Here is a 26,391-nt window from a genome sequence, read left to right as displayed (position 1 = left end):
TGCATGACGAAACGGGATCACCGTTCGTACGGCCGGGGCTCACAGGCCCGCCGGAGGATGCCGGGCGGGGAATGGGGCGATTCTACGCCCGCCAGGGCTGGCGGGGGAAGGTTGCCGGTCGTGCGCAGGTCCGTGACGGCTCAATGCGGTATTTCGATCCCGCGCATCCGCTCGGCACGTCGGCGTAGCAGTTCCAGGGTGACCAGAAGAGCGATGGACACCAGAATCAGCAGGGTGGCGATGGCCAGGATGCTCGGGTTGATCTGCTCGCGCAGGCCCGAGAACATCTGCCGCGGAATGGTGCGTTGCTGTGGCCCGGCCATGAACAGGATCACCACCACTTCATCGAACGAGGTGATGAAGGCGAACAGCGCGCCGGAAATCACCCCTGGGCGGATCAGCGGCATGATTACATCGAAGAACACGCGAATCGGCGTAGCGCCGAGGTTCAGCGCTGCGCGTGCCAGGCTGTAGTCGAAGCCGGTCAGCGTGGCGGTCACGGTGATGATGACGAACGGCGTACCGAGCGCGGCGTGGGCCAGGATCACCCCGAGGTAGCCACCGGCCAGACCCAGGTTGGAGTAGAAGAAGAACATCCCGGCGGCGGTGATGATCAGTGGCACGATCATCGGCGATAGCAGCAGGGCGGTGATGAAGCGGCGAAACGGCATCTCATCGCGGGCTAGGCCTATGGCGGCGCAGGTGCCCAGAATGGTGGCGAGGATGGTCGAGAGGATGCCGATGAAGAAGCTGTTCTTGATCGCCAGTATCCATTTCGGATCGTTGAATATCTCCCGGTACCAGCGCAGCGAATAGGCCTCGGGGTCGAGGGTGAGCATGCCTTCGGTGAAGCTGAAGAACGGCTCGGCGTTGAACGACAGCGGCACGATCACCAGGATCGGCAGGATCAGGAACAGCAACACCAGCCAGGAGCTGACCTTGAGTAGCCAGTGTCCAAGGTGGTGCCAGAAGCCGTAGTAGGCGGGGATCTTCATCGTCTCATCATCCCAACTTGATGTTGCTGGCGCCGACGAAGCGGTCGTACACCCAGTACAGCAACAGAATCAGCCCGAGCAGCAGCGAGCCCAGTGCGGCGGCCAGCTCCCAGTTGTTCGAACGCTGCATATGGAAGGCGATGATGTTGCTGATCATCTGTCCGTCGGTGCCACCGACCAGTGCCGGGGTGATGTAGTAGCCGACCGAGATGATGAACACCAGCAATGCTCCGGCGCTGAGCCCTGGCAAGGTCATCGGGAAGTAGATGCGGGCGAACGCAGGGATCGGTTTTTCGCCCAGGCTGAGTGCGGCGCGCATATAGCTTGGGTCGATGCCGCGCATCACGCTGTACAGCGGCAGGATCATGAACGGCAGCAGGATATGGGTCATCGCCACCACGGTGGCGAACGAGGTGTAGAGCATCTCGAAGGGCTGACTGATCAGGCCGATGCCCATGAGGAAGGAGTTGATCACGCCGTTGGTCTGCAGCAGCGCGATCCACGAGGTGGTACGCACCAGCAGCGAGGTCCAGAACGGCAGCAGCACCAGCACCAGCAGCAGGTTGGCGCGGTTCGACGGCAGGCCGGCGAGGTAGTAGGCCAGCGGGTAGCCGAGCAGGGCGCAGAGCAGGGTGATGACCAGTGCCATGTTCAGGGTCTTGGAATACAGCTGCAGATAGATCTGCGTGTCCTGGCGCACCTGGATGCCATCGTCGGGGTGCAGTTCCAGATCCAGAGCCGTCAGGTAGTAGTCGTAGGTGTAGACCTTGCCGGAACGCTCGATGGCGTACCACAGCTCGGGTTTGCTCCAGTTGCGATGGCTGGCGAGCAGGGCTTCGACGCCCTCGGAGGACAGCGCTTCGGCATCCATCCGGCCGATGCGCCGCGCGGTGGATTTGACCACGCTGGACATGCCCGTATAGGCGCGGTTGAACTCCTCGGACAGCTTGCCTGACAGGCGCTGCTCGTTGAGCGTGTGCAGTTCGCTGACGAATACCTGCAGGGTCTTCTCGTCTGGCAGTTGCTTGTGATCTTCCCAGCGTTCGAGCTCGGCCAGGGTCTGCGGAATCAGTTCGGCCACGGTCGGGTGATACACGCTGCGCCACAGCATGGTACCGATGGGGGCGACGAAGGTGACGATGATGAACAGCAGCAGCGGCACCACGAAGAGAAAGGCGGCGAGGCGTTTCTTGCGACGGGCGCTGGCGGCTTGGCCGGCTTCGCTGGGGGTCAGGGATGACAAGGTGTTACTCCGGTGGATTCAGCCCAACTGTTCCCCCCCGACTCCCGTAGGCGGTGCTTCAGCGGCGACGGTTGCGGCTAAAGCCCCTCCCACAGGTCGGGGGAGACAGGATGCTGGTGCTTTACTTCAACAGCCACTCGTTGAATTTCTCACCCAACGACTCGCCATAGTCAGCCCAGAACTCGGAGCCAGCCTGGATGCCTTTATCCAGGTGAGCGGTCGGCAGGTGCGGCGTCGCAGTCTGGTCTGCCAGCGGCATGGACGACTTGCGGGTCGGGCCGTAGGCGACGTCCGGCATGCCCGCCAGCGGCTTGGAGCTGGTGGCGTACTTGATGAACTCCATGGCCAGCTCTTTCTTCTTGGTGCCCTTGACGATGGCCCAGGCGTCGAGGTCGTAGACGTGGCCGTCCCAGACGATTTCGAAGGGTTTCTTCTCCTGCACGATGGCGTCGTAGAAGCGGCCGTTGGCCGATTGCACCAGTACCGCGCCACCGTCGTTGAGCAGTTGCGGCGCTTGCGACCAGGAGTCGAACCAGACGATGTCTTTCTTGATGCTGGCCAGCTTGTCGAAGGCGCGTTGTTGGCCTTCCGGCGTGGCCAGCACTTCGTAGACTTCCTCAGGCGCAACGCCATCGGCCATCAGCGCCCACTCCATGTTCACCTGCGGGCGTTTGCGCATGGCGCGCTTGCCCGGAATCTTGGCGGTGTCGAAGAAGTCGCCAATGCTGGTGGCCTTGGTGCCGCCGATGGTGTTGTCGTTGAAGGCGAACACCACCGACCAGACGATGTTGCCCACCGCGCACTCACTGGCCAGTGCTTCGGGAATGAAGTCCTGTGCTGCTGCGGTGCCGTCGATGCCGGCCGGCAGCACGCTGTGGTCGAGGGTTTCCAGCAAGCCTTCTGAGCAGGCGCGCTCGAGGTCGATCACTTCGAAGTCAACCACGTCCCACTGGATGTTGCCGGATTCGACCTGGGCCTTGATTTCGGCAACGCCACCCGAGTAGTCCTCGAACAGTACCTTGACGCCGGATTCCGCCTGGTACGGGTCGATGACGTGTTTCTTCTGCGCGGCGCCGTAGGACCCGCCCCAGGAAACCACGGTAAGGCTGTCCTGGGCGGTGGCGCTGCCCGTTGCCAGTCCCAGTGCCGCCACCAGGGCGAAGGTGGAAACGCTGGTAGTCAGTGATCTAGCCATTGCTGTGCTCCATTTGCTTCTACTAGTTGTGGGTGGGGACTTCCGATCGATCCAGGGCCTGGCTGTCTTCCGGCAGCCAGGCCAGGGCGACCTCTTCCTGAGTGCTGAGTTGCGGGGCTGAACTGTCGTTCAGGTTCTTCACCACCAGCTCGCTGCCGCTGGCGGTTTCGAAGTGGTAGCGGATGTATTCACCGACGTAGTGGCGGGTGACGAAGCGGGCCTTGACCTGATTGCCAGCGGCGCCAAGGCGGTCGGTGAAGTTGAGTTTTTCCGGGCGCACCGAGACGGTGGTGGCTTGGCCGATTTCCGTACAGTTGGCCTTCAGGGTGCTGACCAGGCCGCCATCCTGCAGGCGCACTTCGACGCGCTCTTCGCTGACGCTCTCGATCACGCCGGGCAGCTTGTTGCTTTCACCGATGAAGTCGGCGACGAACATGTTGGCCGGGCGCTCGTAAAGTACGTGGGGCGGCGCGCATTGCTGCACCACGCCGTTGTTGAACACGGCGATGCGGTCGCTCATGGTCAGCGCTTCGGTCTGGTCGTGGGTCACGTAGATCACAGTGAAACCGAGCTGCTCGTGCAGGCGCTTGATCTCGAACTGCATCTGCTCGCGCAGCTTCTTGTCCAACGCGCCGAGGGGCTCGTCCATCAACACGATGTCCGGGGCGAAGATCAGCGCGCGGGCCAGGGCCACACGCTGGCGCTGGCCACCGGAGAGCTGGCCGGGGTAGCGACCGCCAAAGGCCTGCAGTTCGACCAGGGCGAGGTACTCCTCGACCTTGGCGCGAATCTCGTCCTTGGGCAGTTTGCGGATCTTCAGCGGGTAGGCCAGGTTCTCGCGGATGGTCATGTGCGGGAACAGCGCGTACTGCTGGAAGACCATGCCGATGTTGCGATCGTAGGGGGCGATGCTGGTGACGTTGCGGCCGTTGATCAGGATCTCGCCGCTGGTCACGTCCTCGAAGCCGGCTAGCATCATCAGGCAGGTGGTCTTGCCGGAACCGGAGGGGCCGAGCAGGGTGATGAATTCGCCCTTGGCCACATTGAGGTTGAAGTCTTTGACCACCAGGGTCTTGTGATCGTAGGTCTTCTTGACGTTGGTGAATCGCAGGAACGCGTCGTTCCCAGCCTGCGCAGTCATAGTCCTCCCCGCTATCCGCAATGTGGAGTCAGCTCGTGGCCAAGGCTCCAACTTCTGAGTCGATTCACCCCCTTCGTGGGAGGCGATCGTTATGTCGATAGCTAAAAGCAATAAGCAAGCCAGATGACTGATGGCCGGCTGATAGCGCTCTGCTATGCAGGTTCAAGCCTAGTCGATGCTGGGAGAGATGCGAGGCGGGTGTGGGGGGAGGTAACAGCGCGGGAAGAGAGAGGGCACCTGCCGAAACGCACTCGGCAGGTGCAGGCTGCTCAACTGTTGGGCAGCAGGCGAACGGTGAGACTCTTGATGTAGCGAGTTTCAGCGATGGCCGGGTGTACCGGATGATCGGGGCCCTGGGCGCCGCGCTCGAGCAGCTGGATGTTGCGGTCCAAGTGACGCGCGCTGGTCAGCAGGATGTTCTGCAGGTTGTCTTCCTCCAGGTGCATGGAGCAACTGGCGCTGACCAGGATGCCGTCCTTGTTGAGCAGGCGCATGGCAGTTTCGTTGAGACGACGATAGGCCGCTTCGCCGTTCTTGATGTCTTTCTTGCGCTTGATGAAGGCGGGTGGATCGGCGATCACCACGTCGAAGCGCTCCTCTGCGGATTTCAGTTCGCGTAGCGCGGCGAACACATCACCTTCGACGCAGGTGACCTTCTCGGCGAAACCGTTGAGCGTGGCATTCCGTTCCACGCCGTCGAGGGCGAAGGCCGAGGCATCTACGCAGAACACTTCGCTGGCGCCAAAGGCCGCAGCCTGCACACCCCAGCCGCCGATGTAGCTGAACAGGTCGAGCACGCGCTTGCCTTTGACGTAGGGCGCCAGGCGCGCGCGGTTCATGCGGTGATCGTAGAACCAGCCGGTCTTCTGTCCTTCGATCACCGGGGCTTCGAACTTAACGCCGTTCTCTTCCAGCGCTACCCACTCCGGCACCACGCCGAAGGCGGTGTCGACGTAGCGCTCGAGGCCTTCGGCGTCACGCGCGGCGGAGTCGTTCTTGAACAGGATGCCGCTGGGCTTGCACACCTGGATCAGCGCGGCGAGCACGTCATCCTTGTGCGCCTCCATGGTGGCGGAAGCCAGTTGGACCACGAGGATGTCGAAGAAACGGTCGACCACCAGCCCCGGCAGCAGGTCGGAGTCGCCGTACACCAGGCGGTAGCAGGGCTGGTCGAACAGGCGCTCGCGCAGGCTCAGGGCGACGTTGAGGCGATGCACCAGCAGTGACTTGTCCAGCACATGCTTGACGTCGCGCGACAGCAGGCGGGCGCAGATCAGGTTGTTCGGACTCATGGCGACGATGCCCAGCGGCTTGCCGCCGGCCGCTTCCAGGACGGCCTGGTCGCCAGCAGCGAAACCATGCAGCGGGGTGGCAGCGACATCGATCTCGTTGCTGTATACCCACAGGTGGCCGGCGCGCAGGCGTCGGTCGGCGTTGGCTTTCAGGCGCAGACTGGGCAGGGACATGGTGGGCTCCGTCGGGCAAAAACGCGCATTCTAAACGAGCTGCTCGGTGGCTGCTTGCGAGGCGATGGAAAGTGCCTTGCCATCGGTCTGCTCGAATGAGTCTCCCCATGCAGATTTACCGTCGCAGGGATGGGCAAAACCTATTGCTTGCAGGGTAGACTGTGCGCTCCATCACCTTTCCCTTCCGCGCCCATGGACAAAGAACTTTCCGCCGAGCAGATCCAGAAATTTCTGCAGGGCATCAGTGTGCCGCCGCAGCCGCAGATCATGGTCGATCTGCAGTTCGAGCAGGTCATGCCTAACCCCGATCTCAAGGCCATCTCGCGCCTGATCAGCCAGGATCCAGGACTGTCCGGGGCACTGTTGAAGATCGTCAATTCGCCGTACTTCGGCCTAGTCAACAAGGTCAGTTCGATCCAGCGCGCGGTCAACCTGCTGGGCAGCAACTCGGTGATCAACATGGTCAACGCCTTGTCGATTCGCGGGGAAATGAGCGACGAGACCATCGTCACCCTGAACCGCTTCTGGGACACTGCCCAGGACGTGGCCATGACCTGCTTGACGCTGGCCAAGCGTATCGGTTGCGAGTCGATGGACGAGGCCTACACGCTGGGGTTGTTCCACAATTGCGGCATCCCGCTGATGCTCAAGCGCTTCCCCAACTACATGGACGTGCTCGAAGAGTCCTACGCCAGCGCCAGCCGTGAGCGGCGCGTGGTCGATACCGAGAATCGCCTGCTCAATACCAACCACGCGGTGGTCGGTTATTTCACCGCCAAGTCGTGGAATCTGCCGATGCACCTCTGTGAGGCGATCGCCAATCACCACAACGCCTTGGCCATCTTCAGCGATGACAATGGCCGCGATGCGCAACTGAAGAACCTTCTGGCCATCCTGAAGATGGCCGAGCATATCTGCCGCAGTTATCAGGTGCTGGGCAGCCAGAGTGAAGATCATGAGTGGGAGAGCATCGAAGCGCTGGTGCTGGACTACGTCGGCCTATCCGCATACGACTTCGAAAACCTGCGCGAGAGCATCCGTGACCTTGGTGCGAGCTGATGGTTGCGCTCGGTATCTACCGTTAGCCACATCCTGCCTGCTAAGGTTGCCCGTCGTTTCACGCCAGTAGTGCCGTCATGCCTGAATTACCCGAAGTCGAAACTACCCGCCGCGGTATCGCCCCCTATCTGGAGGGCCAACGCGTCAGCCGCGTGATCGTGCGTGAGCGCCGTCTGCGTTGGCCGATCCCCGAAGACCTGGACGTGCGTCTGTCCGGCCAGCGGATCGAGTGCGTCGAGCGGCGCGCCAAGTACCTGCTGATCAAGGCCGAAGTCGGCAGCCTGATCAGTCACCTGGGCATGTCCGGCAGTCTGCGCCTGGTCGAATGTGGCCTGGCTGCGGCCAAGCATGAGCATGTGGATATCGAGCTGGAGTCCGGCCTTGCCCTGCGTTACACCGATCCACGGCGTTTCGGTGCACTGCTGTGGAGTGAGGACCCGCTGACCCACGTATTGCTCAGCAAGCTCGGGCCGGAGCCACTGGGCGGGTTGTTTGACGGTGAGCGTCTGTTCCAGATGTCCCGTGGGCGCAGCATGGCGGTCAAGCCGTTCATCATGGATAACGCCGTGGTGGTGGGCGTGGGCAACATCTACGCCACCGAAGCGTTGTTCGCTGCCGGCATCGATCCACGCCGCGAGGCTGGCTCAGTCTCGCGTGCGCGTTACCTGCGCCTGGCCGAGGAGATCAAACGCATCCTCGCCCATGCCATCGAGCGTGGTGGTACTACGCTACGCGACTTCGTCGGTGGCGATGGTCAGCCCGGATACTTCCAGCAGGAACTGTTCGCCTACGGGCGTGGCGGCGAATTCTGCAAGATCTGTGGCAGCACGCTGCGTGAGGTCAAACTGGGCCAGCGTGCGAGTGTTTACTGTCCTAAGTGCCAGCGTTGAAAGGCTGCTGACGGACGACCCGTAGGGCGGGTGCAACCCGCCGGGATGCAATGGTGGGTTTCACCGGTTCTACGGCATAAAAACAAGAAAAACCGAAGGTGTTAGATGTCCGGTAACTATTTACCGCGCAATCCAGGGGCTGAATGGCTGGGGCGCAGCGTGCTGAAATTGATGGGCTGGCGTATCGAGGGGCAGTTGCCGAAGCTCGACAAGTTCGTTGCCATCGGGGCTCATCACACGTCCAACTGGGACTTCGTGATTTTCATCGCGCTGAAATTCGTGCTGCGGCTGAATGCTCGCTGGTTCGGCAAGCACAGCATCTTCAGCTGGCCTTTCGGTAGCTTGATGCGCAGTTGGGGCGGTATCGCGATTCGTCGGGATCGTCAGTTGAATACCGTCGAACAGGCCATTCAGGCTTTTCGCGAGCATGACGAGTTCATTCTGGTGCTCTCGCCCGAGGGCACACGCAAGAAGGTCGAGCGCTGGAAGATGGGCTTCTACCATATAGCTCTGGGCGCAGGCGTGCCCATCGTGCTCGGGGCGCTGGACTACCAGAACCGTCGCGTGGTGATCGGCCCGACTTTTCAGCCAACAGGTGACGAGAAGGCCGATCTGGCCACGATGCTGGCGTTCTTCCGTCCTTATGTACCGAAAAAGCCGGAATACGCCTTTCACGGCGATTGACGTCCGTCACGCTGACAATTATCAATGCGCTGTTATAGTTAATGGCACTCTAATCCAGAAACAAGCTGAAGGACCGCCCCATGAAACCCTTTCGCACGACCGCTGCTGTCCTGGCGTTGACCACCGGCATTTGCGCGCTGCCGGTTCATGCACAACACCCAGATGCTCCTCAGAATGTTAGTGGCGATCCTCTCTACACGGTCGAAGCGCCGCCAGCCTACGCGATGATCGGTGATCTGCTGATCGCCCGTCCTTTGCTTATCGGCGCCACAGTCATTGGTGCCGGGCTGTTCGTGGTATCGCTGCCGTTCACCGCTACAGGTGGGGGCATTGGTGCTACTGGTAAAGCGCTTGTAGTCGATCCAGGCAAGGCTGCGTTCGTACGCTGCCTGGGTTGTACCCAAACGGGCTACAACAATCGTCAGTAAGCGATTACCTTCACTTTACAGATAGTTTTTAGGCCCTGGCTCAGTGATGAGCCAGGGCCGTTTACGTTTGAACGCCGAGAAAAGGAAGAAACGGTGGTGATGAAGTACCTGCGCTGGGTGATGCTGCTGGTGGTGTCGGGGCTGATCGCCTCGTTCTGGTTCAGCCAGGGCTGGTTGCAACTCTGCGCCGGGCTGGCGATCTTCCTGTTCGGCATGCAGTGCCTGGAAGAAGGCTTGCGTCAGCTGGCAGGCAGCAAGCTGGAGCAGATACTTGGGCGCAGTACGTCCACGCCCTTCAAGAGCCTGTTGTTCGGTGTCGGCGGCACCCTGTTGCTGCAGTCCAGTACCCTGGTATCGCTGCTGACCATCGCCTTTATCAGTACCGGGTTGATCCAGCTGGCCGGCGGTATCGCCATTCTGTTCGGTGCCAATCTGGGCGCCACCAGTGGCATCTGGTTGTTGGCGCTGGCCGGGCAAAATCTCAGCCTGAGTCCGCTGGCCCTGCCGCTGCTGGTGTTCGGTGTGCTGGCCGGTTTCTTCGGGCCCAAGAGCAAGGCAGCCGGGCGCATCGTGCTGGGTATCGCTTTCATCTTTCTCGGCATCGACCAGATCAAGGAAGGTTTCGCCAGTTTCGGCGATGGTCTGGACATGACCGGCCTGCAGGAAGGCGGGCTGCGTGGGGCGCTGCTGTTCACCGCCATCGGCATGGCGATTACCGTGGTGCTGCAATCGAGCCACGCCACGTTGATGCTGACCCTGGCGGCATTGGCCAGTGGTCAGCTGGAGCTGGGGCAAAGCCTGGCCATCGCCATTGGCTCGAATATCGGCAGCAGCGTGACCACCGCCTTCGTCGGTTCCCTCGGCGGTAACCGCAACGGCCAGCGCCTGGCGTTGGCCCATGTGCTGTTCAACATCACCACCGGCGTTATCGCCTTCTGTTTGCTCGGTCCGCTGACCTGGCTGGTGCATGTCTTGGCCGAGCCGTTGGGCCTTGGCGAGAACAGCCTGATTCAGCTGGCGATGTTCCATACCCTGTTCAATGCCATGGGTGTGGCGCTGTTCTGGCCACTTCAGAGGCGCCTGGCTCAGTACCTGATTCGTTGGCTGCCGGACCGAGTCGAGCCGCAGGTATTGATTACCGAACTGGCGTCCGAGCAGGTGACCGAGCCCGAGCGTACCCGCGCCCGCTATCTGAACGAGCGCGCTCTGGATTCGGTCGATGCAGCATCCGGTGCGGTGGTGCAGGAGCTGGGGCATCTTGGCCGCTTGAGCCTGGAGGTGATCTGCCATGCCCTGTATCTGCCGGTCGATCAACTGGCGCAGGCCAAAGGGGATGAGCGGGTGTTGCAGGCCAAGCCCGCAGCGGGTGGCCTCGATGCCGAGCACCTGTATCAGTTTCACATCAAGGGTGTGTATGGCGATCTGTTGAGCTTCATGGGGCGCATGGACTTGCCCATGGATGAAGCGCACCAGCAGTTCTGGATCAGCTGCCAGCTGGCGGCGCTGCAACTGGTAGATGCGGTCAAGGATGCCAAGCACCTGCAGAAGAACCTTGGCCATTACCTCGATGCGCCACCGTCGGCGGCGCGTGAGGCTTATGTGGAACTACGCCGTCATTTGCTCGCCACTTTGCATGAGGTCCGCGAATTGGCGCGCTCTGACATGCCGGACGAGATGTGGCAGTCGCGCCTACGCTGGGTCGACGAGCAGGCGGCGAGCTTTGATGCGCAGTTCCGCCAACGGCTGTTCGCTGAGGTGCGTTACGGCCATCTCGACGGCCTGCAGACCAGCTCGCTGATGAATGACCTGGGCTACGTCAGTCGCATCTTCCAAAGCCTGCGCAACGTGCTGATGCTGGGCAGCGAGCAGGCCTTGTTCCGGGAACTGCGCAAGTTCGGTGACGAACAGGAGAGCCTGATCAGGCTCTCCTGATTCGGTCACTCCGAGCCTTTGTTCACAGCTTGTGGAAGTGCTGTGCCTATCCCGCGTGGATCGCTCGCCGCCTGTACCTCGCCGCTGACCTTGTCCCAGAACAGCACCTGCTGGTTGCCGTACTGCCGATCCAGGCTTTTGAGTTCGTAGCCGCGCCGTTGCAGCTCGGCGACTTGTTCATCGCTGAAGGTATCCGGCTCATGCTCGATCACGTCGGGCATGAACTGGTGGTGGTAGCGCGCCACCGCGGGCCAGCGCTCGATGGGCTTGTCGTCCAGGTACTCGAGCATCGACAGCAGCACCATGCTTGGAATACGGCTACCGCCGGGGGTGCCGAAGGCGGTGAATTCGTCGCTGCTTTCGATGAAGCTCGGGCTCATGGATGACAGCGGGCGTTTGCCGCCCGCGATGGTATTGGCCTGGCTGCCGGCCAGGCCATAGGCGTTGGCGCCCTGGACGTCTGCGGCGAAGTCGTCCATCTCGTCGTTGAGCAGCACGCCAGTGCCGGGCACAGTGAAGGCGGCGCCGAACGGCAGGTTGATCGACAGCGTTGCAGCGACAGCATTGCCCTCGGCATCGAGTACGGCAAAGTGAGTGGTGTGGTCGCCTTCGTGCCAGGTGCCGGCAGGCGGCAGACTGGAGCTGGGGGTCGCCTGCTCGGGGTCGATGCTGCCGGCGAGCACGGCCAGATGCCCTGGCGACAGCAACTGCTCTACGGGATTCTTGATGAAGTCGGGGTCGCCCAGCAGGCCACGGTCACGATAAGCGCGGCGCAGCGCCTCGACCACGTAATGCACGCGCTGCACGGGCTCGGCGTCGCGCCAGGGCAGTTGTTCGAGTATCGCCAGGCTTTGCGCCAGGGTTATGCCGCCAGCCGAGGGTGGCGGTGCGCTGATCAGCTCGCGGCCATCTTCCAGGGGGAAGCGCAGTGGCGCTCGGCGGGCAATACGGTACTCACGCAGGTCATCCTCGGACCAGATGCCGCCGGCATGGCGCACGCCTCTGACCAGGCGCTCGGCTATCGGGCCGGTATAGAAGCCCTCCCGGCCATGCTCGGCCAGTGCTTGCAGGGTGGCAGCCAGATCCGCCTGACGCAGCAGATGGCCCTCGGCGGGAATTTCGCCCTGGTCGAGAAATAGCTTGGCACTTTCGGCATCGTCACGCAGCGCAGCCAGGCGCCAGGTTGCGCGTTCGCGGTAGACACGGTCGACCGCGAAGCCTTCATTGGCTAGACGGATTGCCGGAGCCAAACTGGTTTTCAGCGGCAGGCGGCCGTGTTTTTCGGCCAGTTCGACCATCGCCGCCGGTAGCCCCGGAATGGCAGCGGCCAGCGCACCGTTGAGCGACAGCTCACGCTGTACCTTGCCATCGCGGACATAGAGGTCCGGTTTGGCCTCCAGGGGCGCGCGTTCGCGGGCATCGAGGAAGTCGTAGCCAGGCGTTTCGCCGGCAGTACGTAGCAGGAAGAAACCGCCGCCACCAAGCCCTGAGCCATAGGGTTCGACCACGGCGAGTGCGGCGCTGGCTGCCACGGCGGCATCGAAGGCGTTGCCGCCGGCATCGAGCATCTGCTGCGCTGCAGCGGTCGCTGCTGGGTGAGCGGTGGCAATGGCGGGTTGCTGCGGAGCGGCCTGGGCCAGGAGGCTGGCACCGAGCAGCAGGGTCGATAGCAGGAGTTTGCGCAACATGCGATCTACCAGAGGCGGCTGAGGGAGGCTGGAAGCTTAACAGCCTTGCTCAGAGGAGGGCAGAACGGCGCGGGGGAAACGGGAAGCCCGCAGCCTCCCGGGGTGGATCAGGCCTTGCCGGTGATGATGCGATACTTCTGCATCAGTTCATCCTTGCTCTCGACGTTGTTCTCGTCGAGCGGGATGCAGTCCACCGGGCACACCTGCTGGCATTGCGGCTCGTCATAGTGGCCGACGCATTCGGTGCACAGGTTGGGGTCGATCACGTAGATCTCCTCACCCTGGGAAATGGCACCGTTGGGGCACTCGGGTTCGCAGACGTCGCAGTTGATGCAATCGTCGGTGATGATCAGGGACATGGGGCAACTCCTGTCGAGGCGCTGGCTTCGACACTTTACGGGCAACGATGCTGCGAATTGTGCCGGATTGGCGAGCCTTGTGCCATGAGCCTGGTCAGTCAGTCGCTTTGCCCCCTCTCTCGTTTACGGGAGAGGGAAGGGGGAGAGGGTAATGAATCGTGGCGCCGCTTTTACCCTCTCCCGCCCTGCGGGCACCCTCTCCCATAAATGGGAGAGGGTCATCAGGCGGCCACGAGTGGCCGGCTTTTAATGCTTGCGGAAGCGCTCGTTCAGCGCGTCGGCCACGGCGGGGTGAACGAACTTGGTGATGTCACCACCCAGGGCGGCGATCTCGCGCACCAGGGTCGAGGAAATGAAGGAGTACTTCTCCGACGGTGTGAGGAACAGGCTCTCGACGTCCGGCGCCAGTTGGCGGTTCATGTTGGCCAGCTGGAATTCGTACTCGAAGTCCGACACCGCACGCAGGCCACGCAGAAACACATTGGCGTTCTGTTCCTTGACAAAGTGCGCCAGCAGCGAGGAAAAACCCACCACTTCGACGTTCGGCAGATGCTTGGTCACCTCTCGGGCCAGCTCGACACGTTGCTCCAGGGGGAACAGCGGGTTCTTCTTGGGGCTGGCGGCGACAGCGATGATGACGTGATCGAACAGCCGCGCGGCGCGCTCGACCAGATCGCCATGGCCTTTGGTGATGGGGTCGAAGGTACCCGGGTACAACACTCGATTCATCGCTTCGTCCTGTTCGAGGCGGCAAGAGTCGCGGATGGTAGCGCAGCGTTTCCCTCGCGGCCAAGCGTGACGAAAGCTCAGTGGCTGCGCAGGTGCAGCAGCAGCGCCGGTATCAGGCAGGCGAGGGCGATCCAGTCGGCGATTACCACGCGGCGCAAAGCCTCGTTGTAGACGGGCGCGCTCCACGCCAGCAGGAGGAACGCGAGCACGCTGATCAGTCCGCCGGTCAGGGCCGCGCTGCGTAGCGCCGGAACGAACGCCGCTGCCACCAGCAGGGCGCCGAGCAGGCCGAACAGCACTGCACGGTGGCGCATCAGGATCTGCAGGTTGGGCTCGTCGAGGGCGATGCCATACAGCGCATTGAGGCGTTCACCGCCGAGCACGCCGACCACTGGCAGCAGGTGGATGACCCCGGCTACCAGCAGCAAAAAGGCGATCAGCTTGCTCATCTCAGGCCCTCAGCCGTTCGGCCAGCAAGGTGGCCAGTTTCGAGGTCAGCCCGTAGATCGACAGCTGCGGGTTGGCGCCGATGCTGGTGGGGAACAGCGAACCGTCGTGGATCGACAGGTTACCTAGCTGATGGTGACGACCCAGGCTATCGACCACTGCCTGCTGCGGGTCTTCGCCCATGGCGCAACCGCCCATGACGTGGGCGCTGCCGAGGCGAGTGCGATACAGCGCTAGATCAAGGCGCTCGATCAGTTCTTTGGCCTCCTTCCACGTCTTCACGTAGCCGGCATCGGCGTGCATCGGCATCACCGCCTTGGCCCCGGCCGCGAACTGGATTTCGGCCATGGTCAGGAAGGCGCGGCGTACGCCGTCCCAGGTGTAGTCGGTCATCTGGTAGTCGAGCACCGGGCTGCCGTCGCCGCGCAGTTCCACACGGCCTTCGGCGCTGTCCGGATGGAAGCCGTCGCGCAGCAGGGCGAGCATCACGTTGGTATGCGGCAGTTGCTCCATGCGCAGGGCGTTCTCGCGGCCGAACTCTCCGAGCAGGGTGGCGGTCAGCGCCGGTTGCAGCGGTGGTACTTCCAGTTTGTAGGAGAGCCGCCCGCTGGTGCCGTCGTCCCACTGGAAATGATCGGAGTAGAGCGACTGCGGCGCACCGTAGAAGGGATTGATCACCTGCTCGAACTGCGCCGCGGAGAAATTCACCAGGTGCAGGTAGGTGCGCCGGCCGACGCGTTTGTGCGGGTCGGGCACCTCGGAGCGCAGCAGGATGCCGGGGGTGTTGATGCCGCCGCCGGCCAGCACGTAATGCCGCGCCTTGACCCGGATGCGCTTGCCGTTGGGTGCTACGCAGCGTTCGTCCATGCCCAGGCAGTCGATGCCGACGACCTTGTCACCTTCGATCACCAGCTTGTCGGCGCGCGCCAGGTACAGCAGCTCGCCGCCAGCATCCAGGGTCGCGGGGATGGTGGTGACCAGCATCGATTGTTTGGCGTTGGTCGGGCAGCCCATGCCGCAGTAGCCGAGGTTCCAGCAGCCGCGCACGTTGCGCGGGATCACTGCCCAGTGATAGCCGAGCTTGTCGCAGCCAGTGCGGATCACCTCGTTGTTGGCGTTCGGCGGCACCACCCAAGGCGCGACGCCCAGACGCTGCTCCATTTTCTCGAACCAGGGCGCCATGGACGCCACGTCATGGCCTTTCACACCATGTGCCTCGGCCCAGTGCGCCAGGGTTTGTGGCGGGGTACGGAAGCTGCTGGTCCAGTTGATCAGCGTCGTGCCGCCCACGGCGCGACCCTGCAGGATGGTGATGGCGCCGTCCTTGCTCATGCGGCCGATGCCTTCCTGATAGAGATTCGGATAGGCCTCGGCCTCCTGCATCTTGAAGTCGTCGCTGGTCTTGAGCGGACCTTCCTCGATCAGCAATACCTTGTAGCCGGCAGCGCTGAGAATCTCCGCCGTGGTGCCACCGCCGGCACCGCTACCGACGATGGCGACATCGGCTTCCAGCGTCAGGTCGTTTTCCAGGCGTGAACCGTCGTATGTCTTCCAGCCTTTGGCCAGGCCTTGTTTGAACAGATCGGGTACAGGCATTGTTTTTCCTCGGAGTCACTGAAACCTACTGCGCGATCCGATTGCGGCGTCAGGTTCTCGCCCGTGGCTCGGCGTACTTCAGTACAGCCTCGCCACGTGCTGCGAGCCTTCCTTGCACTCGAACCGCTCGCTACGGTTTCAGAGGCCTCATTCTGATAATCGCGGTTGGCTAAGTTCCAGTTGGTAGGGGGGGCTTAAGCGGATCGCCGGTCGGCCCACCCTACGAATCAGCCGTTATACGGTGGGCGGCCCTGGATAGCCGCAGTGCGCCCAGGCCTCCTGGCGGCTGTACCAGGCCATCATCACCAGTTGCAGCAGCGAGGCATGGCCCATGCGCAGCAGGCTCAGGCTGCTGTTTTGCCAGCGCTTGAGGAAGTTGCGCACGTCATCGCCGCTGGCTTTTTCCCAGCTGCCCCATACTCCGGTCAGCGGGCCCCGGGTGATGGGCAGCGCCAGCACGTCGAACAGCTGCACGGTGAGTTTCAGCATCTCCGGCGACAGGTGCGCCAGGCTGTTATCGAGGCTCTTCAGTGTGCCGTCGATAGCCTGTGGCATCTGCTCGGCGCTGACGGCGCCATCGAGCATCACCGGGATCAGCGCATGTAGAAACGGCAGGTCACTGCTGCGCAGGATCAGGTAGCCACTGGCCGGTGTGCTGGCCGAGCAGCCGCTGAGCGTAACGGTCAGCCCGGCAGTACCGAGCAGCGTCGTGCCCAGCAGGCCGACCTTGAGAAGGCTGCGCCGCGACAGCTGCGGCGCGTTCAGGGTGGTGTCGTTCATTGTTGTTATCACCAGGCGTAAAACGGGCGCTGCCCGCGTTGATCAGCGTACGAACAGCTTGTAGACCAGCTTCTGGATCGCCTTGCCATACGGCGGGTAGATCAGCCGCGCGGCGTTGAAACGCTGCTTGATGAACACGCCCTTGGCCTTGCTGAAGGTCAGGAAGCCTTCGTGGCCGTGGTAGTGGCCCATACCCGACGGGCCTACGCCGCCGAATGGCATGTCGTCTTGGGCCACGTGCAGCAAGGTGTCGTTGAGGCACACGCCGCCGGAGTGGGTTTCATGCAGCACGCGCTGCTGCTCGCGCTTGTCGTAGCCAAAGTAGTACAGCGCCAGTGGGCGTGGCCGGGCGTTGACGTAGGCGAAGGCGTCTTCGATGCGGTCATAGGGCACCACCGGCAGCAGCGGGCCGAAGATCTCGTCCTGCATCAGCTTCATATCGTCGTTGACGTCCAGCACCAGGCTTTGCGGCAGGCGCCGGCCTTGAGCTTCGGGGTACAGCGGGACGATACGCGCGCCCTTGGCCTCGGCATCCTGCAGGTAACCGTTGAGGCGGGTCAGCTGGCGCTCGTTGATGATCGCGGTGTAGTCCGGGTTGTCCTTGAGCTGCGGGTAGAAGCGCTGCACGGTGTCGCGGTAGGCGCTGACGAAACCGTCGACACGATCACGCGGCACCAGTACGTAGTCCGGCGCCACGCAGGTCTGCCCGGCGTTTAGCGTCTTGCCGAAGGCGATGCGTTCGGCGGCGTCCGCCAGCGGTACGTCGGCAGAGACGATGGCCGGAGACTTGCCGCCCAGCTCCAGGGTCACCGGGGTCAGGTTCTCCGCGGCGGCGCGCATCACGTGTTTGCCGATGCTGGTGGCGCCAGTGAACAGCAGGTGGTCGAACGGCAGCTTGGAGAAGGCCATGCCGACTTCCGCTTCACCCAGGGCGACGCTGACCAGGTCCTCGGGGAAGATGCGCGCCAGTAGATCCTTGACCAACTGCGAGGTGACCGGGGTGGACTCGCTCATCTTCATCATCACCCGGTTGCCGGCGGCCAGTGCGCCGGTCAGCGGACCGATGGCGAGAAACAGCGGGTAGTTCCACGGCACGATGATGCCGACCACGCCCAGCGGCTGGTAGATGACCTTGGCCGAGGCCGGCATGAACTGCATGCCGACGCTACGTCGTGAGGGTTTCATCCACTTCTTGATGCGCTTGGTCGCGAAATGGATGCCGTGCAGGCTGGGCATCAGTTCGGCGAGCAGGGTCTCGTCGGCCGAGCGGTTGCTGAAGTCCTCGGAGATCGCGCCTATCAGTGCGTCCTGCTGTTCGGTCAACAGCTCACTCAGGGATTTCAGCCACTGGATACGTTGCTCGGCCGATGGCATCGGATTGGCGGCAAAGGCAGAGCGTTGCTGGGCGAATGTGGCGTCCAGCTGGTTGATCTGCTGTTGACTGTGCTGCAGGTAGGCGATGTCGGCGACCATGGGTTTCTCCTCGACGTTCCAGCGGGCAGGCTGTTGAAAAACTATCTGCGTTGTCATCGCTGCGTTAAAAACAGGCTCAAAATGCTCATTTACAACTCGTAAACTCCGCTTTTTCGCCTGTTTTTGCCTTGCGCTGACTGCCTCGGCTCGGGCTTCCTGCTTCGCTCTAACTCCTGCATCCATGCAGTCGTCGCCGACGTTTTTAAACAGCCTGCTGGAGGCGGCTATAAGCCGCGATTAGGCTGCGCTAGATTTTTAGAGCAATTACTCTAATGTGTCAAATAGGATGCCGCGCCGCCGCCCTTGCTGCACTCTAACCAAAGGCCTGCTGCGGCTTATGCGGTGCATGTGGGGGTAACACTTCGGCGGATTCGCCTGTACCTTTGCCACTTTTGAAGACGAGATCGAGCTGCGTCATGGCGCCACCCAAGACCCGCGACCGCATCGTTGCCGAGAGCCTGGCCCTGTTCAACGGCCAGGGCGAGCGCAACGTCACCACCAACCACATCGCTGCGCACCTGGGCATGTCGCCGGGCAACCTGTATTACCACTTCCGTAACAAGCAGGTGATCATCGCCGAGCTGTTCGCCCAGTACGAAGCGCAGGTGGACAGCTTCCTGCGCCTGCCTGAAGGTCGTGCGCTGACGGTGGAGGACAAGACTTTCTACCTGGAGGCGTTGCTGGCCGCGATGTGGCACTACCGCTTTCTGCACCGCGATCTGGAGCACCTGTTGGATTCCGACGCCGAGCTGGCCGAGCGCTATCGTGCCTTCGCCCGACGCTGCCTGGTGGGCGCGCAATCGATTTATCAGGGCTTCGTCGAGGCGGGCATCCTGCTGATAAGTCCGGCGCAGATCGAGGCATTGACGCTCAACAGCTGGATCATCATGACCTCCTGGGTGCGCTTTCTCTGCACCACAGGCGCCAACCCGGACAACCTCAGCCAGGACATGCTGCGCCGCGGTATCTATCAGGTGCTGGCGTTGGAAGGGGGCTACCTGGCACCTGCGGCGCGCGAAGCGGTCGAGGCGCTGTATGGCCGGCTGCATGTGCCGCTGGAGCAGGTGCTGGGGTGATTGATCATGCAGTACTGCCTCTGTGGGAGGGGCTTTAGCCGCGATCTTTTCGCCGCTGAAGCGCCTCCCACAATCTGCAGCGACTGCCGTGCTCGCTTGCAATCCGCAAAGGCCTTTGTCGCGTTTTCCCGGATTTCATCCGGGCTAAGGCTCTTGCCGCCCGCGTAGGAGCGGCTTCAGCCGCGATTAGCCGAGGTCAGCCAACCACTGTGGAATACGCCGCTCCAGGTAATACACCGGTTTGCGCGGGCTGCCCTCGACGAAGCCGACATGGCCGCCCTTGGCATGCAGCTCGAACTCGGTGCCTGGGGCCAGTTCGCTGGCTTCGGGCAGGCTGTGACGGAAGATGAAGGGGTCGTCCTCGGCCTGGATCATCAGCGTGCGCGTACGGATTTCACCCAGGTAGAAACGGCTGGAGGCGCGGCGATAGTAGTCGTGGGCATCGGCGAACCCGTGCAGCGGCGCGGTGATGCGGCCGTCGAAGTCCCAGAAGGTGCGCATGCCATCCAGCGGGCCAAGGCGCTCCAGCACCGACAGGCGTTCGCCCTGGCCGCTCTCAACGAACAGGCGTTGCTTGTTGTTCACGTAGGCGACCATCTCGCGCATGAAGTGCGCCTGGTACACCCGCGAGAAGCCCAAACCGATGCGGTCGGCGCATTGGTCCAGACGAAACGGCACCGAGACCGCCACTGCGCCTTGCAGCTGGCTCTGCTCGCCGCTCTCACCCAGGTACTTGAGCAGCACGTTGCCGCCGAGCGAATAGCCGACGGCGTACAAGGGGGCCATTGGTCGTTGCGTGCGCAGATGCGCCACGGCCGAGGCCAGATCTTCGCTGGCGCCGGAGTGGTAGCCACGCGGCAGCAGATTGGGTTCACCTGAGCAGCCACGCCAGTTCAGCGCGGCACTGGCCCAGCCACGCGCGCCCAGCGCCTGCTGCAGGCCGAGCACGTAGAGCGAATTGGAACTGCCGGTCAGACCATGCAGTACCAGCACCAGCGGCGCATGGGCGTCATGCGGGCCATGCCAGTCGAGGTCGAGGAAGTCGCCATCGTCCAGCCACAGCCGTTCGCGCTGCCGTTCCAGTTGCGGCGGTTTGCGACAGAAGGGGTTCCACAGCGTCTGCAGATGCGGGCCGGGGAGCCACCAGGCGGGTTGGAACGTTGCGGGCATAGACTATCTGCGCGTCAGGAAACGTTGGTCAGGCCAACTCATTGGGATTGTGCTCGCCGCCACAGGCTCGCCGCAATGCCGGCATCTTAGCGGCGCCGTTTGCGCATCATCCGCCAGGCACACCAGATCAATACCAGCAGTGCGACGATGCGCTGACTGGTAAGCCCGATGGTGATACCGGCATTGGGATTGTGTGGTATCGCGCGTTGCAGGTTGAGCGCAATTTCCTGCTGGCTGAGCAACACCGGCAATGCCAGCATGATAAGCAGCAGGTAGGGTAGGTGGGTGTAGATGAAGTCCTTCATCCACGCTGCCACAGCGCGTAATGCACCTGGCCGGTGTGCTTCTCGCGATGCAGGCGCCAGTTGCCGGGCAGGCCCAGCGTCGAGGGCGCGGTTTCGCTTTCGGTGTAGATCCAGGCGTCGTCGGCCAGCCAGTTCTGAGCTTCCAGCAGTTCGCAGGCGTCCTGCAGCAGATCCTTGTGGAACGGCGGGTCGAGCAGAACGATATCGAAGCGCCGCGGCGCCGGGCGAGCCAGCAGTTGCAGGGCGTCGCCCAGCTGAATCTCGCCAGCGCTGCATTGCAGTGTCGCCAGGTGCCCACGCAATGCGCTCACCGCAGCCGGGTTGAGGTCGCAGGCCAGCCCACTGGCCGCCCCGCGCGACAGGGCTTCGAGTAGCAGCGCGCCGCTACCGGCGAAGGGGTCGAGCACGTGGGCGCCTTCGACATAAGGCGCGAGCCAGTTGAACAGCGTCTCGCGTACCCGGTCCGGAGTTGGGCGCAGGCCGGGGCCGTCGGGGAAGGCGAAGCGCCGCGAACGCCACTCGCCGCCGATGATACGCAGTTGGCCCTGCCCGCCGTGGGCGTTGCCCGCGGCGGGTTGCTGCGGCGCGCGACCACGCAGCAGTGCGGCACCGCACTGGGCTGCTCGGTCGGCCGGTCGGTGGGCGGCGGCAGCTCCTTCTGCGCTACCGTCGGGCCGGCGGTGACCACCACCAGTGCTTCGGGATCGAGGTGTTTGGCCATCGCCGCTTTCACCTGCTCGGTGCTCAGGCTTTGCACGTCGCGCATGAAGTCGTCCAGGTAGCTCAGCGGCAGGTCGTAGAAACCCATCGAGGCCAGTTGGCCGACGATGGCGGCATTGCTCGCGGTGGACAGTGGGAAGCTGCCGGCCAGTTCGCGCTTGGCATCATCCAGCTCTTGCTGGGTCGGACCATCACGCAGATAGTCGCCTAGCAGTTGCTTGACCAGCGCCAGGGTGCCTTCGCTGAGTTCGGCGCGGGTCTGCAGGTTGATCATGAATGGGCCGCGCGCCTGCATGGCACTGAAGCCGGAGTAGACGCCGTAGGTCAGGCCGCGCTTCTCGCGCACTTCACTCATCAACCGCGTGCCGAACCCGCCGCCGCCGAAGATCTGGTTGCCCAGGTACAGCGCCGCGTAGTCCGGATCACGGCGGTCGATGCCGAGCTGGGCGATCAGCAGATGGGTCTGGTTGGACGGATACTCGATATGGCTGGCGCTCGCCTTGGGCGTTTGCGGCTGGGCAATCTTCGCCAGTGCCGGGCCTTTCGGCAGGGCTGCGGAAACGCGGTTGGCGATGACCTCGGCCTCGGCGCGCGACAGGTCGCCGACCAGCGCGATCACCGCATTGCCGGCGCTGTAGGCACGAGCATGGAAAGCCAGCAGTTGCTGACGGCTGATCGCCGGAATCGATTGCGCGGTGCCGTCGCTCGGGTGAGCGTACGGGTGCTGGCCGTAAAGGCGCTCGAACAGCTCGAGGCTGGCCAGCTTGCCCGGGTTCTGCTTCTGGAACTCGAAACCGGCGAGCAGTTGGTTCTTGATCCGTGCCAGCGAGTCGGCCGGGAAGGTGGGCTTGCCCAGCACCTCGGCGAACAGCGCCAGAGCCGGCTCGCGCTGCTCCTGGGCGCTCAGGCTGCGCAGACTGGCCACCGCCATATCGCGATAAGCGCCGTTGCCGAACTCGGCGCCGAGGCCTTCGAAGCCAGCGGCGATGGCGCCAACGTCCTTGCCTGGTACGCCCTCGTTGAGCATGGCGTTGGTCAAGGTGGCAAGGCCTGGCACGCCGCCGTCCTGGCTGCTGCCGGCAGCGAAGGTCAGGCGCAGGTCGAACATCGGCAGCTCATGGGCTTCGACGAACAGCACTTTGGCACCCTGCGTGGTGTTCCAGGTCTGGATATCCAGGGTGCGGCGGGTCGGTGCCTTGCCGGCGAGCGCGGCCAGCGACTGCAGCTTGGCGGCATCGCCCGGCGGGGCATTGTCAGAGAGGTTGGCGCAGGCGCCCAGCAGCAGTGCACTGGACAGTACCAGGCCGAGCAGGCCCAGGCGGCGGTGCTCAGTCTTCATGGCGGGACTCCTCATGACGGGATGCTTCAGGCAGAACGTGGGCGGCGCTCAGGCGGTCGCGGACGAAGAAGGTGCGGGCAGCCTGCTGGATGTCGGCTGGGGTGACGGCCTGCAGTTCGTTCAGTTCCTGGTCGATCAGTTGCCAGGACAGGCCGACGGTTTCCAGTTGGCCGATGCTGGTGGCCTGGCTGGTGATCGAGTCGCGCTCGTAGACCAGACCAGCGATGACCTGAGCGCGTACGCGGGCCAGTTCGGCAGCGGACGGCGGGGCTTTCTTAAGCTCTTCCAGTTCGCGCCACAGGCCGGCTTCGGCCTGCTCCAGGGTCTTGCCCTTCTGCACGTTGGGCGTTGCCGAGAGGATGAACAGGCTGTCGCCGCGGGTGAAGGCGTTGTACCAGGCGCTGGCGCCGGAAACGAGCTCCTCGCCACGCTCCAGGCGAGTCGACAGACGCGCGCTGTAGCCGCCGTCGAGCAAGGCAGCGGCCAGGCGCAAGGCGTAGACCTGGCGTGGCGTTTCGGCGGTGGCCAGACCTGGCACGTTGAAGCCCATGATCAGGTTCGGCAGTTGGGTCTTGAGATACAGCGTGGTACGGCGTTCGCCCGGCGCGGCCAGCTCCAGCGGCAGCTTGGCGGTCGGCACTTCACCGCGCGCAATGCCGCCGAAGTAGCGCTGAACCTGGGTTTTCACCTCATCCACGCTGACGTCACCGACCACCACCAGGGTGGCGTTGTTCGGCGCGTACCACTTCTGGTGCCAGGCGCGCAGTTCGTCGATGTGCATGCGATCGAGGTCGGCCATCCAGCCGATGGTCGGGATGCTGTAGCCACTGGCCGGATAAGCCATGGCCTTGAAGCGTTCGTAGGCCAGCGAGGACGGGCGGTCGTCAGTGCGCAGGCGACGCTCCTCCTTGATTACCTCGATTTCCTTGCTGAACTCGTCGGCCGGCAGCGTCAGGCTGGCCAGGCGATCGGCTTCCAGCTCCAGGGCCACGCCCAGACGGTCACTGGCCAGCACCTGGTAATAAGCGGTGTAGTCATCGCTGGTGAAGGCGTTCTCCTCGGCGCCCAGTTCGCGCAGGATGCGCGAGGCTTCGCCGGGGCCGAACTTGCCGCTGCCCTTGAACATCATGTGTTCCAGTGCGTGGGACAGGCCGGTGGAGCCGGGCGTCTCGTAGCTGGAACCGACCTTGTACCAGATCTGCGAAACCACCACTGGTGCACGATGATCCTCGCGGACGATGACCTTGAGGCCGTTGTCCAGTTTGAATTCGTGGGTGGGTTGAGCGGGAGAAGCGAAGGCCGCGAGTGGCACGCATAGTGCGCCAAACAGCAGGCCGAGGGAACGGCGGGCAATGGCATTCATTGAAAGTCAGACCTGTCGGATAGCCTGGGCGGTCGTACCGCCGACGGGCGAAGAGGTGCTAGGATACCCCATCCTTTTCCGGGGCGGCGCGGCAAGGCTTTGCAGCCTGTTAGCGTCCGCTCCCCTGAGATGCAAGCGACCCATGTTTGGTTCCAATGACGACAAGAAGTCGCCGGCCGAGGCTGGCGCGCAGACCCCGCCTGTGACCGAAGAAAAGAAATCCCTGTTCAGTTGGTGGCGCAAGAAGCCTGCCGAACCCACTGCCGAGCCGGCTCAGCCCGCGCCTGTCGAGCAGTCTGAGTCTGCTCAACCACCTGCCGAGCCGTCGACACCTGAGCGCGCGCCCGAAGCCTTGCCGGCACTCGAGCCCGAAGTGGCTGAGGTCGCGCCTGCTCCAGTGCCTCACGCTGAGCCGCTGGTTGCCGAACCCTCGGTCGCCCCGCCTATTGCCGTTGAGCCGCCGCCGCTCGTGCCTGAGCCTGTTGCCGAAGCCTTGCCCGAAGTCGTTGTGCCAGCTCCCGTCGCTGTGCCGGCCACGCAGGAAAAGCCGAGTTTCTTCGCCCGCCTCAAGCAAGGCCTGTCCAAGACCAGCGCCAGCCTTGGCGAGGGCATGGCCAGCCTGTTCCTCGGCAAGAAGGCCATCGACGATGACCTGCTCGATGATCTGGAAACCCGCTTGCTGACTGCCGACGTCGGCGTCGAGGCGACCACCGCGATCATCGGCAACCTGACCAAACGCGTTGCGCGCAAGGAGCTGGCCGACAGCGGCGCGCTTTACAAGGCGCTGCAGGAAGAGCTGGTGACCCTGCTCAAACCGGTCGAGCAGTCGCTGGTCATCGACACTGCCAAACAGCCTTACGTGATTCTCGTCGTGGGCGTGAACGGTGTGGGCAAGACCACCACCATCGGCAAGCTGGCCAAGAAGCTGCAGCTCGAAGGCAAGAAGGTCATGCTCGCTGCGGGCGATACCTTCCGCGCCGCAGCGGTGGAGCAGCTGCAGGTCTGGGGTGAGCGCAACAATATCGCGGTGATCGCCCAGCACACTGGCGCCGACTCGGCTTCGGTGATCTTCGATGCGGTGCAGGCCGCCAAGTCGCGCGGCATCGACGTACTGATCGCTGACACCGCCGGGCGCCTGCACACCAAAGACAACCTGATGGAAGAGCTGAAGAAGGTGCGTCGGGTGATCGGCAAGCTGGACGACACCGCACCGCACGAAGTGCTGCTGGTACTCGACGCCGGCACCGGCCAGAACGCCATCAATCAGGCCAAGCAATTCAACCAGACAGTGAACCTCACTGGCCTGGCGCTGACCAAACTCGACGGTACCGCCAAGGGCGGCGTCATCTTCGCCCTGGCCAAGCAGTTCGGCCTGCCGATTCGCTACATCGGCGTGGGCGAGGGCATCGATGACCTGCGGCCGTTCGAGGCGCAGGCTTTCGTTCAGGCACTCTTCGAGGAGCGCGAGCGGGCATGATCCGATTCGAGCAGGTCGCCAAGCGTTATCCCAATGGCCATGTCGGGCTGCACGAGCTGAGTTTCCGCGTTCGCCCCGGCGAATTCCTCTTCGTCACCGGTCACTCCGGTGCCGGCAAGAGCACGCTGCTGCGCCTGCTGCTGGCGATGGAGCGGCCCACCAGCGGCAAGCTGCTGCTGGCCGGGCAGGATCTGTCGACCATCACCAATGCGCAGATTCCCTTCCTGCGCCGGCAGATCGGCGTGGTGTTCCAGAATCACCAACTGCTGTTCGATCGCACGGTCTACGACAACGTCGCCCTGCCGCTGCAGATTCTCGGTCTGTCCAAGCCAGAGATCGCCAAGCGCGTCGGCGCGGCGCTGGAGCGTGTCAGCCTCAGCGACAAGGCCGCGCAGGCGCCGGGGGATCTGTCCACCGGTCAGCAGCAGCGTGTCGGCATCGCTCGCGCCATCGTCCACCGGCCGGCTCTGCTGTTGGCGGACGAGCCCACCGGTAACCTCGACCCGCGCCTGGCTGCCGAGATCATGGGCGTGTTCGAAGACATCAACCAGTTGGGCACCACGGTACTGATCGCCAGCCACGACCTGGCGCTGATCGCGCGTATGCGCCAGCGCATGCTCCCCCTGCAACGCGGTCGCCTGATCGGTGACGGGGAGGCTGCCTGATGAGCGCATCGAAGATGCCCACGCCGCAACCGGCCGAACGTGTCGGCGCGGCGCCGCGCCACAAAGGGGGGGGGGGGCCCGCGGGGGGGGCCGCGTTTAGGACACAGCGAAAAGCCCGGGCGGGCAGCCCCCCCCCCCCCCAGGGGGGACACCGGCGCCGCCGGGCGCGCC

24 protein-coding genes and 1 pseudogene are annotated in these 26,391 nt (G+C 63.4%); 8 read left to right on the top strand and 17 right to left on the bottom strand.

What is annotated here, in order from left to right:
* Positions 1 to 140: 140 nt before the first annotated feature.
* The 5 genes from EGJ86_RS14300 to EGJ86_RS14280 form a co-directional block, all read right to left on the bottom strand.
* Positions 141 to 995, bottom strand: a complete 855-nt coding sequence (locus EGJ86_RS14300) for an ABC transporter permease (protein ID WP_125835550.1) — start codon at positions 993 to 995, stop codon at positions 141 to 143.
* Between the two features lie 7 nt (positions 996 to 1,002).
* On the bottom strand, positions 1,003 to 2,238 hold the full coding sequence (locus EGJ86_RS14295) for an ABC transporter permease (protein ID WP_125835549.1): 1,236 nt from the start codon (positions 2,236 to 2,238) through the stop codon (positions 1,003 to 1,005).
* A gap of 121 nt (positions 2,239 to 2,359) precedes the next feature.
* Positions 2,360 to 3,433 (bottom strand): ABC transporter substrate-binding protein, encoded by a 1,074-nt coding sequence (locus tag EGJ86_RS14290; RefSeq protein ID WP_125835548.1) that lies wholly within the window; start codon positions 3,431 to 3,433, stop codon positions 2,360 to 2,362.
* 22 nt (positions 3,434 to 3,455) lie between these two features.
* Entirely contained in the window at positions 3,456 to 4,574 is a 1,119-nt protein-coding gene (locus EGJ86_RS14285) for an ABC transporter ATP-binding protein (RefSeq protein WP_099525967.1), read from the bottom strand.
* 269 nt (positions 4,575 to 4,843) lie between these two features.
* Entirely contained in the window at positions 4,844 to 6,040 is a 1,197-nt protein-coding gene (locus EGJ86_RS14280; RefSeq protein WP_125835547.1) for a class I SAM-dependent rRNA methyltransferase, read from the bottom strand.
* Between the two features lie 246 nt (positions 6,041 to 6,286).
* On the opposite strand from EGJ86_RS14280, the gene EGJ86_RS14275 reads away from it, so the two are divergent.
* From EGJ86_RS14275 to EGJ86_RS14255, 5 genes are all read left to right on the top strand, one after another.
* Positions 6,287 to 7,099: an HDOD domain-containing protein gene (locus tag EGJ86_RS14275; RefSeq protein ID WP_177432852.1), complete on the top strand. Its 813-nt coding sequence runs from the start codon at positions 6,287 to 6,289 to the stop codon at positions 7,097 to 7,099.
* 77 nt (positions 7,100 to 7,176) lie between these two features.
* The gene (gene mutM / locus EGJ86_RS14270; RefSeq protein ID WP_125835545.1) at positions 7,177 to 7,989 is read left to right on the top strand and encodes a bifunctional DNA-formamidopyrimidine glycosylase/DNA-(apurinic or apyrimidinic site) lyase; all 813 of its coding nucleotides are present in this window, start codon (positions 7,177 to 7,179) and stop codon (positions 7,987 to 7,989) included.
* Positions 7,990 to 8,094: 105 nt separating this feature from the next.
* On the top strand, positions 8,095 to 8,673 hold the full coding sequence (locus tag EGJ86_RS14265) for a lysophospholipid acyltransferase family protein (protein ID WP_125835544.1): 579 nt from the start codon (positions 8,095 to 8,097) through the stop codon (positions 8,671 to 8,673).
* 80 nt (positions 8,674 to 8,753) lie between these two features.
* On the top strand, positions 8,754 to 9,101 hold the full coding sequence (locus EGJ86_RS14260) for a multidrug transporter (protein ID WP_106733338.1): 348 nt from the start codon (positions 8,754 to 8,756) through the stop codon (positions 9,099 to 9,101).
* 99 nt (positions 9,102 to 9,200) lie between these two features.
* Entirely contained in the window at positions 9,201 to 11,033 is a 1,833-nt protein-coding gene (locus EGJ86_RS14255; RefSeq protein WP_125835599.1) for a Na/Pi cotransporter family protein, read from the top strand.
* Between the two features lie 5 nt (positions 11,034 to 11,038).
* Here EGJ86_RS14255 and ggt read toward each other — a convergent pair whose 3' ends face one another.
* From ggt to EGJ86_RS14220, 7 genes are all read right to left on the bottom strand, one after another.
* Positions 11,039 to 12,721, bottom strand: coding sequence for a gamma-glutamyltransferase (ggt, locus tag EGJ86_RS14250; RefSeq protein ID WP_125835543.1), 1,683 nt, complete (start codon positions 12,719 to 12,721; stop codon positions 11,039 to 11,041).
* Positions 12,722 to 12,828: 107 nt separating this feature from the next.
* Positions 12,829 to 13,080: a YfhL family 4Fe-4S dicluster ferredoxin gene (locus EGJ86_RS14245; RefSeq protein ID WP_004373873.1), complete on the bottom strand. Its 252-nt coding sequence runs from the start codon at positions 13,078 to 13,080 to the stop codon at positions 12,829 to 12,831.
* A gap of 246 nt (positions 13,081 to 13,326) precedes the next feature.
* The gene (gene coaD / locus EGJ86_RS14240; protein WP_099525961.1) at positions 13,327 to 13,809 is read right to left on the bottom strand and encodes a pantetheine-phosphate adenylyltransferase; all 483 of its coding nucleotides are present in this window, start codon (positions 13,807 to 13,809) and stop codon (positions 13,327 to 13,329) included.
* A 77-nt stretch (positions 13,810 to 13,886) separates the two neighbouring features.
* Positions 13,887 to 14,258, bottom strand: coding sequence for a phosphopantetheine adenylyltransferase (locus tag EGJ86_RS14235; RefSeq protein ID WP_125835542.1), 372 nt, complete (start codon positions 14,256 to 14,258; stop codon positions 13,887 to 13,889).
* A gap of 1 nt (position 14,259) precedes the next feature.
* Entirely contained in the window at positions 14,260 to 15,852 is a 1,593-nt protein-coding gene (locus EGJ86_RS14230) for a GMC family oxidoreductase (protein WP_125835541.1), read from the bottom strand.
* A gap of 234 nt (positions 15,853 to 16,086) precedes the next feature.
* On the bottom strand, positions 16,087 to 16,632 hold the full coding sequence (locus EGJ86_RS14225; RefSeq protein ID WP_125835540.1) for a twin-arginine translocation pathway signal protein: 546 nt from the start codon (positions 16,630 to 16,632) through the stop codon (positions 16,087 to 16,089).
* A gap of 42 nt (positions 16,633 to 16,674) precedes the next feature.
* Positions 16,675 to 18,105 carry a coniferyl aldehyde dehydrogenase gene (locus EGJ86_RS14220; RefSeq protein WP_125835539.1) on the bottom strand — a complete coding sequence of 477 codons (1,431 nt, stop codon included), beginning with the start codon at positions 18,103 to 18,105 and terminating at the stop codon, positions 16,675 to 16,677.
* A gap of 416 nt (positions 18,106 to 18,521) precedes the next feature.
* On the opposite strand from EGJ86_RS14220, the gene EGJ86_RS14215 reads away from it, so the two are divergent.
* Positions 18,522 to 19,181 carry a TetR/AcrR family transcriptional regulator gene (locus tag EGJ86_RS14215; protein WP_125835538.1) on the top strand — a complete coding sequence of 220 codons (660 nt, stop codon included), beginning with the start codon at positions 18,522 to 18,524 and terminating at the stop codon, positions 19,179 to 19,181.
* Between the two features lie 186 nt (positions 19,182 to 19,367).
* Here EGJ86_RS14215 and EGJ86_RS14210 read toward each other — a convergent pair whose 3' ends face one another.
* From EGJ86_RS14210 to EGJ86_RS14190, 5 genes and pseudogenes are all read right to left on the bottom strand, one after another.
* Positions 19,368 to 20,351 carry a hydrolase gene (locus EGJ86_RS14210; protein ID WP_125835537.1) on the bottom strand — a complete coding sequence of 328 codons (984 nt, stop codon included), beginning with the start codon at positions 20,349 to 20,351 and terminating at the stop codon, positions 19,368 to 19,370.
* A gap of 86 nt (positions 20,352 to 20,437) precedes the next feature.
* Positions 20,438 to 20,656 carry a hypothetical protein gene (locus EGJ86_RS14205; RefSeq protein ID WP_099525954.1) on the bottom strand — a complete coding sequence of 73 codons (219 nt, stop codon included), beginning with the start codon at positions 20,654 to 20,656 and terminating at the stop codon, positions 20,438 to 20,440.
* The gene (gene rsmD, locus EGJ86_RS14200) at positions 20,653 to 21,255 is read right to left on the bottom strand and encodes a 16S rRNA (guanine(966)-N(2))-methyltransferase RsmD (RefSeq protein ID WP_125835536.1); all 603 of its coding nucleotides are present in this window, start codon (positions 21,253 to 21,255) and stop codon (positions 20,653 to 20,655) included. The genes EGJ86_RS14205 and rsmD overlap by 4 nt, the downstream gene beginning before the upstream one ends.
* 5 nt (positions 21,256 to 21,260) lie before the next feature.
* Positions 21,261 to 22,715, bottom strand: a pseudogene (locus EGJ86_RS14195) (M16 family metallopeptidase); the annotation flags it as partial.
* A complete protein-coding gene (locus EGJ86_RS14190; protein ID WP_125835535.1) occupies positions 22,705 to 24,078 on the bottom strand; it encodes a pitrilysin family protein in 1,374 nt (457 codons plus the stop codon). The gene EGJ86_RS14190 and the pseudogene EGJ86_RS14195, both read right to left, overlap by 11 nt.
* A gap of 142 nt (positions 24,079 to 24,220) precedes the next feature.
* Between EGJ86_RS14190 and ftsY the strand changes: the two genes are divergently transcribed.
* Positions 24,221 to 25,555, top strand: coding sequence for a signal recognition particle-docking protein FtsY (ftsY, locus tag EGJ86_RS14185; RefSeq protein ID WP_125835534.1), 1,335 nt, complete (start codon positions 24,221 to 24,223; stop codon positions 25,553 to 25,555).
* Positions 25,552 to 26,220: a cell division ATP-binding protein FtsE gene (ftsE, locus tag EGJ86_RS14180; protein ID WP_125835533.1), complete on the top strand. Its 669-nt coding sequence runs from the start codon at positions 25,552 to 25,554 to the stop codon at positions 26,218 to 26,220. The genes ftsY and ftsE overlap by 4 nt, the downstream gene beginning before the upstream one ends.
* Positions 26,221 to 26,391 lie beyond the last annotated feature (171 nt).

Origin of the sequence: Pseudomonas sp. o96-267 (assembly GCF_003935465.1) — a bacterium.
Taxonomy (GTDB): domain Bacteria; phylum Pseudomonadota; class Gammaproteobacteria; order Pseudomonadales; family Pseudomonadaceae; genus Aquipseudomonas; species Aquipseudomonas sediminis.
Note: the sequence above shows the minus strand (reverse complement) of the source record. Positions and strands in the feature narration are given on the sequence as shown.

Excerpts from the sequence above, each read along its gene's own strand:
- EGJ86_RS14300 (WP_125835550.1), bottom strand. The coding sequence starts at position 995 with ATGAAGATCCCCGCCTACTACGGCTTCTGGCACCACCTTGGACACTGG.
- EGJ86_RS14290 (WP_125835548.1), bottom strand. The coding sequence starts at position 3,433 with ATGGCTAGATCACTGACTACCAGCGTTTCCACCTTCGCCCTGGTGGCG.
- EGJ86_RS14285 (WP_099525967.1), bottom strand. The coding sequence starts at position 4,574 with ATGACTGCGCAGGCTGGGAACGACGCGTTCCTGCGATTCACCAACGTC.
- EGJ86_RS14280 (WP_125835547.1), bottom strand. The coding sequence starts at position 6,040 with ATGTCCCTGCCCAGTCTGCGCCTGAAAGCCAACGCCGACCGACGCCTG.
- mutM (WP_125835545.1), top strand. The coding sequence starts at position 7,177 with ATGCCTGAATTACCCGAAGTCGAAACTACCCGCCGCGGTATCGCCCCC.
- EGJ86_RS14265 (WP_125835544.1), top strand. The coding sequence starts at position 8,095 with ATGTCCGGTAACTATTTACCGCGCAATCCAGGGGCTGAATGGCTGGGG.
- EGJ86_RS14260 (WP_106733338.1), top strand. The coding sequence starts at position 8,754 with ATGAAACCCTTTCGCACGACCGCTGCTGTCCTGGCGTTGACCACCGGC.
- EGJ86_RS14255 (WP_125835599.1), top strand. The coding sequence starts at position 9,201 with ATGAAGTACCTGCGCTGGGTGATGCTGCTGGTGGTGTCGGGGCTGATC.
- ggt (WP_125835543.1), bottom strand. The coding sequence starts at position 12,721 with ATGTTGCGCAAACTCCTGCTATCGACCCTGCTGCTCGGTGCCAGCCTC.
- EGJ86_RS14245 (WP_004373873.1), bottom strand. The coding sequence starts at position 13,080 with ATGTCCCTGATCATCACCGACGATTGCATCAACTGCGACGTCTGCGAA.
- coaD (WP_099525961.1), bottom strand. The coding sequence starts at position 13,809 with ATGAATCGAGTGTTGTACCCGGGTACCTTCGACCCCATCACCAAAGGC.
- EGJ86_RS14235 (WP_125835542.1), bottom strand. The coding sequence starts at position 14,258 with ATGAGCAAGCTGATCGCCTTTTTGCTGCTGGTAGCCGGGGTCATCCAC.
- EGJ86_RS14230 (WP_125835541.1), bottom strand. The coding sequence starts at position 15,852 with ATGCCTGTACCCGATCTGTTCAAACAAGGCCTGGCCAAAGGCTGGAAG.
- EGJ86_RS14225 (WP_125835540.1), bottom strand. The coding sequence starts at position 16,632 with ATGAACGACACCACCCTGAACGCGCCGCAGCTGTCGCGGCGCAGCCTT.
- EGJ86_RS14220 (WP_125835539.1), bottom strand. The coding sequence starts at position 18,105 with ATGGTCGCCGACATCGCCTACCTGCAGCACAGTCAACAGCAGATCAAC.
- EGJ86_RS14215 (WP_125835538.1), top strand. The coding sequence starts at position 18,522 with ATGGCGCCACCCAAGACCCGCGACCGCATCGTTGCCGAGAGCCTGGCC.
- EGJ86_RS14210 (WP_125835537.1), bottom strand. The coding sequence starts at position 20,351 with ATGCCCGCAACGTTCCAACCCGCCTGGTGGCTCCCCGGCCCGCATCTG.
- EGJ86_RS14205 (WP_099525954.1), bottom strand. The coding sequence starts at position 20,656 with ATGAAGGACTTCATCTACACCCACCTACCCTACCTGCTGCTTATCATG.
- EGJ86_RS14190 (WP_125835535.1), bottom strand. The coding sequence starts at position 24,078 with ATGAATGCCATTGCCCGCCGTTCCCTCGGCCTGCTGTTTGGCGCACTA.
- ftsY (WP_125835534.1), top strand. The coding sequence starts at position 24,221 with ATGTTTGGTTCCAATGACGACAAGAAGTCGCCGGCCGAGGCTGGCGCG.
- ftsE (WP_125835533.1), top strand. The coding sequence starts at position 25,552 with ATGATCCGATTCGAGCAGGTCGCCAAGCGTTATCCCAATGGCCATGTC.